Annotated in this window: 6 protein-coding genes; all 6 read right to left on the bottom strand. The window is 61.5% G+C overall.

Translation table 11 applies throughout. From position 1 onward, the window contains the following. A partial coding sequence (locus tag HY699_06335) for a four helix bundle protein (GenBank protein MBI4515417.1) occupies positions 1-499 on the bottom strand: 499 nt, incomplete at its 3' end. Between the two features lie 2 nt (positions 500-501). Then, complete coding sequence (locus HY699_06330) at positions 502-1,113, bottom strand: DUF4276 family protein (GenBank protein ID MBI4515416.1); 612 nt, start codon at positions 1,111-1,113, stop codon at positions 502-504. Further along, positions 1,110-2,366, bottom strand: coding sequence for an AAA family ATPase (locus HY699_06325; GenBank protein MBI4515415.1), 1,257 nt, complete (start codon positions 2,364-2,366; stop codon positions 1,110-1,112). The genes HY699_06330 and HY699_06325 overlap by 4 nt, the downstream gene beginning before the upstream one ends. 231 nt (positions 2,367-2,597) lie before the next feature. Continuing rightward, entirely contained in the window at positions 2,598-3,812 is a 1,215-nt protein-coding gene (locus HY699_06320; GenBank protein ID MBI4515414.1) for a restriction endonuclease subunit S, read from the bottom strand. Between the two features lie 87 nt (positions 3,813-3,899). Next, positions 3,900-5,090, bottom strand: a complete 1,191-nt coding sequence (locus tag HY699_06315) for a DUF1016 domain-containing protein (GenBank protein ID MBI4515413.1) — start codon at positions 5,088-5,090, stop codon at positions 3,900-3,902. Continuing rightward, positions 5,080-5,253 (bottom strand): SAM-dependent DNA methyltransferase (locus tag HY699_06310; protein MBI4515412.1); only part of this gene is annotated, 174 nt, incomplete at its 5' end. The genes HY699_06310 and HY699_06315, both read right to left, overlap by 11 nt.

The following is a 5,253-nucleotide window of genomic DNA, read 5'->3' as shown; positions in this document are numbered from 1 at the left end:
CCGCGCTGACCGGTGGCGGCGCAGCCGGTTCCCACCCCGCTGATCCGTCGCTCCGTCTCGGTGGCCCGGTCGCAACCGATCGCCCCGGGAAAATCGAGCTATGCATGCTCACCGGAAGGACACGGCGCACTTCCTCTACTGTGGTGCAACGCCTCGCCTTGAAGCGGACCAGCGCTGGGTGATCCGGCGGCCACTGGGGCAGCCCCCGCTGCCGCAAAAAGTCTTCGTAGTCGAGCCGCAGTTCCTCCAGGCTGGCGCGCGCCACATTGGTCAGCTTCAGCTCCGTCTTCTTCGAGGTACCGCTCGCCTGGCTGCCCTCGGCGATGTTCTGCACTCCGGAACGGGCCGCCTGCACCATCTGGTCGTGGGTGCGGCTGCGGCGAGAGATGTAGCGATCGCAAAAGCGCACCGTGACGTCATAGACCAGCTGCGCCACCTGGAAGCTCTTGAGCTTGCGGTAGCCCCCATGCTTCGGGATCAGCGGTTCACGCTCCGCCATGGTTAGACCATCTCGAGCAGGGCGGTACGCAGAGTTTGGAAACTCCGCGATCTATTCCTGGCGGGTTCCATGTGCGGTGTAATCGCCCGCGCTGCCTCGATCTTTCGTAGGCCCGTTGTGAAGTAACCGATCTTCTGCAGCAGACGTTCAAAGGCTTCCCACGTGCCACCAGCAATTGCGTCCGGATCCCGGTACTTCGCCTGCGAGGGAATCGTGGCGGCGACGCGTGGGTACGCGGCCCGTACAGCCTCCCAATCTCCGAAGTACCACGCTTCCAGCTCCTCGATCGCGAGCCGGTTGGCCACCGCGTACGGTCTTCCAGCGGCCTTCGTGCGTGTGGTGAGGCCAGCCGTGGACGCCATCCGCTCGAGTCTCGCCTTGAGATCGTCGCATTCATCGTCGTCCCGATCGACGATGACCACAATCCGCCAAGTTTTCGGAAGCCAGTTTGCATACCCACGGAGTCGATCGGGCAGCCTTTGCAGGAGTTCATCCTTGCATTGGTGTGAATACACTTGGAACGAGGTGCCACCGAGCAGCCTTGGCAAAAGCAGGCGTAGGGCCACTTCCGTCGAAGGCTCCTCGACGATGACTTCGACGTGATCAACGCTCATCGGGCGCGTCCCTTCTTCATTGGGGCGCCCGCGTTCACAAGTGGATCTCCAACCCCGAGCCGGCCTTCGAGCCATAGATGCCCAAGGGAAGCACCGGCATCCACGAACTCACGAATGCCGTGAATCTCCGAGGCCCGCACCGCCTGTGAATAGCCCTCTTCATCACGGTAGAGCACGCGCACTTCTTCCGGTCGGATACCGTTCAAGAAGAAAGGGGAGTGCGTCGTGACGAGAAGCTGCGAACGCTCCGTCGCGGCCCGGCACTCCTCGGCGAGTTCAGGCAGGAGTCGGGGGTGGAGGAAGTTCTCAGGTTCCTCAACACCGATAAACTGCGGGGGCTCGGGATCGTAGAGCACGATCAGGTAGGCGAGCATCTTCAAAGTACCGTCGGATGCGAAGCGCGACAGCACCGGCCGGTCGAACGGAGCGTCCTTGATTTGGAGAAGCAGGCGCCCGTCGGGCATAGGGTCCGCCACAACTCTCTCCAGTCGGGGGACACGACGGCGGAGCACTTCAAACATGTGATCGAGCCGAGCCGGATGTTGCTCTTTGAGATACTGGATCACGTTGGGAAGGTTATCGCCGGTCTTGCTCAATCGCTCCTGCGGGCCAGCCTCCGGTTGTCCTCGCGTGTCGTCGATAGAGAGGTAGGAGACATACCAATCAGTGATGAACTCGCGTAGCGCAGCAACACGGGGGTGCTCGGCAAACTGCCCGAGAGTGTTGACGGCAATCAGATCAGGAGATCGCAACGGCGTGTCGACTCTTCGATCGCTCTTGTCCGGCTCTTCCCCGCTGATGGCGGAACCGTGACCTCTACGATAATCGAGAAACTTGAACGGTCGGCCGACTTGCCTACCGCGCCGCCACGACAGCCACTCCTCTGCAACAAGCACCTTACCGGCTTCCTCATCGACAGCGAGATGGTATGTAATGAGGGGCGAACCAGGTCGTTCCCGGTATTTTAGTTGGATCACTACGGGGCCAGTCTGTCCGCGGGTCTTGAGTTCCTTGGCGCGGCCCCGCCGATCCCAAGCGTGTCGCAGCCCAAACTGGAAACACTCCGAGAGGAAGTTGAAGACATCAAACACGGTCGACTTCCCGCTGCCGTTCGGACCGAGCAGCACGCTGAGCGGCGTGATGTCCTTGAGTTCAACGTTCCTGAGCGCGCGATAGTTCTCAACGCGCAGGTACTCGATACGCGCCGGATCTTCATGCGGCTTTGTTTGTGCACTGGCTTGTTTGGCTGCCATCACGTCACTCCTTTGGCCACTGACGCATATTCCCAGCACAGGGCACGCAAGTCCATCCGCTGGCAAGTCCGCCCGGTCAACGACCGATAGTTTGGTGAAGTGCGATCATGCCGATGCCTCATCCATCACGCGCGAGGGTGGCCCCCACCCTCCGCATCCTTGATCCGCAGCTCGCCGGAGATGAGTTTTTGAAGCAACGTGTCGCGCAGGGCGGCGAGAGTGCGGGATTGCTCATCCGTTCACAATCGCATAGGTACGACGCCACACAAGATCGGCAAATCGCTCAAACGCAGCATGGATCTGCGCAGAACCTGTGGCGATCGGAATCACGTCAAGGTCTTCCTTCCTGAAGCCAGACTGCACGCTGCGAGCGCCCATGCCCTTGATGGCGGATTGAAACGCAGACGAGCGCAGGAAGTAGTTCAGGAATTCACGCCACGGACGATTCGGGACCATCTTCACGAGCGCGACATTGTATGCGCCGGATAAGCCACGGCACACTCGCGCCAGTGAGTCGCTTGATTTCTCGGTGTTTCCCGACGATCCGTAACGCGCGATCATGACATCGTCGGTCGTGAACTTACGCAGCCTCGGAGAGTCGGGGACGTAGGTCAAGTGGCTATCGGAATAGAAGTCGCGAATCTGTACGAGTCGTACGTAACCCTCTCGCGGTTCCGAGACGAACTCGCTCGAAGGCGGCTGTGACCCGCCCCGAAACGTCATCGCAGCACTGAGTCGCTCCACCCTCCATCCCTTCGGTATCTCGCCCAGCTCGGAGTCCTCGAAGCGGTCGGGAAAGAGGTCGGCGATCTCCTTGGGCAGGCCGGGATCGCGGCCCGCCAGCTTGGCACGGACGGGGTCGAAGTCCACGAACCACGACTGGAAGAGCGCCCGCGCCATCCCCTCCAACGTCTCGTTCATCCGCCGGTTCAGCTCGATCTTGTCGTCCAGCGTGCCGAGGATGTGGGCGATGGCCCGTTGCTCGGGGAGTGGTGGCGCCGGAATCTTCAAGTTTCGATAGTCATCTCTCCGAACGAAATCACGCGCGCTGCCCGAAGCCCAACCGAGGCTCTCCTTCACTGCATGACGAAACGCGTAGTGCACAAAGCGGGCGCACGCCTTCTCCGGCCTCGCCCGAATGAGCCACATATTCTGATTGAGTAACGCTGGCAGGTCCTTTCCTCGAACGAATCCGACTTTTCCGAGCGTCGCGCCAACCATGACGAATAGGGTGTCGTCTGGCTTCAATTCAAAACGACTGTACGCCGGACAAAGGTCCTCGGGTATGTAGACCGCATCATTTCGATTGATGCTGCAATCGTCGGCAATGTTGAGTGTCCGAAGGACGAAACGCCCCGAGAGCGCGTAGTCCCCACTCTTGAACGCGAAACCTCCAGAAAGCTCTGCGAGGTCTGAAAGCGGGGCTTCGTTCCACTCACCCGCCATACCCAAGCTCCCTCAGGTTGGCCTCGATGGCAGCGTCGACCTTGCGGGCCTCCCCCATGCGCTCGCGCAGCGTCGCGCTGAGCTGCTTCATCTTCCGCCGTCCTTCCTGGTGCGGTGGGGTTTCTTGGGCTCGCGTGTGGCAGCCAGTTCCGCTTCGATCTCCTCCACCGTGGGCAAGCTCCCCTTCAGCGCCTTGGGAAGTTTCTCCACGAGCTTCGTCTCCCACCCTGCGACGCCGATGGGGCGTTTGAGATGCCGCAGCGCGTACTCGACGACGTACTTGTTCTTCGAACGGCAGAGCAGCAGACCGATGGTCGGCTTGTCGTCGGGGTGGCGTAGGAGATCGTCGGCCGCCGACAGATAAATGTTGATTTGGCCTACGAACACGGGATCGAACGGGACGGCCTTGAGCTCGACGACGACGTAGCAGCGTAGCTTCAAGTGGTAGAAGAGCAGATCGACGAAGAAGTCCTGATCGCCGACTTCGAGCGCCACCTGCCGGCCGACGAAGGCGAAGCCTCGGCCGAGTTCCAGCAGGAACTTCTCTAGATGACGGACGAGTTCAGTTTCGAGCTCGCGCTCCTGGAATGGCTCGGTGAGGGTGAGGAAGTCGAAGATGTAGGGATCCTTGAGTGTCTGCTGGGCCAGATCCGACTGCGGCGCGGGCAGCATGACGGCGAAGTTGGAGACGACCTTACCGTGCCGGGCGTGGGCACGGGCATCGATCTGCAGGGCGAGGACGTTGCGGCTCCAGCCATTGGCGAGCGTCTGCGCCATGTACCAGCGGCGAACAGCGAGATCCTTCACCTTCTCCATCAAGACGACATGGTGCGCCCAGGGCACGGACCACAGGAGCGCGTCCGGCATTTGTGCAGGCGCTCCTTGCACAATCTGAGTGGACGATTTCGCCACCACTTGTGGCACTTCTTCCTGTGGCAGCAATTTCGCCACCGCCGGTGGCGAAAACCTGGCAGGATCGGGGTACGCTCGGTAGAAGGCGATCATCCGGTCGATGTTTCGTTCGGAGAAGCCTTTCAGTTCCGGCAACTCGTTCTTCAGCTCCTTGGCCAGGCGCGGTATCACCGCCGCACCCCATCCTTCACGACGCTGCCGATCGGCGATGATCCGCCCGATGTCCCAGTAGAGGCGGACGAGTTCGGCGTTGACCGCGAGCACCGCCCGCGTCTGGGCAGCCTGGATGCGGCCCTTCACATCGGCGAGCAAGGCCGCGAAGTCGGACCGGCCGACGGCCGCGCTTTTCGGTTTCCTACCCGCCATACCCAAGCTCCTTCAGGTTGGCGGCAATGGCGGCATCGAGCTTCGCAGCCTCGGCCTGCTGCTCGCGCAGCGTCGCGGTGAGGCGCCTCATCTTCTCCTCGAACGGCTCGCCATCGTCTTCCTGCGCCTCGGCGCCGACGTAGCGCCCGGGCGTGAGTATGTG

This window comes from Deltaproteobacteria bacterium (assembly GCA_016210005.1).
In the GTDB taxonomy this organism is placed as follows: domain Bacteria; phylum Desulfobacterota; class Binatia; order HRBIN30; family JACQVA1; genus JACQVA1.
Note: the sequence above shows the minus strand (reverse complement) of the source record. Positions and strands in the feature narration are given on the sequence as shown.

Coding starts and splice junctions, on each gene's coding strand:
- HY699_06330 (MBI4515416.1), bottom strand. CDS start 1,113: ATGAGCGTTGATCACGTCGAAGTCATCGTCGAGGAGCCTTCGACGGAA.
- HY699_06325 (MBI4515415.1), bottom strand. CDS start 2,366: ATGGCAGCCAAACAAGCCAGTGCACAAACAAAGCCGCATGAAGATCCG.
- HY699_06320 (MBI4515414.1), bottom strand. CDS start 3,812: ATGGCGGGTGAGTGGAACGAAGCCCCGCTTTCAGACCTCGCAGAGCTT.
- HY699_06315 (MBI4515413.1), bottom strand. CDS start 5,090: ATGGCGGGTAGGAAACCGAAAAGCGCGGCCGTCGGCCGGTCCGACTTC.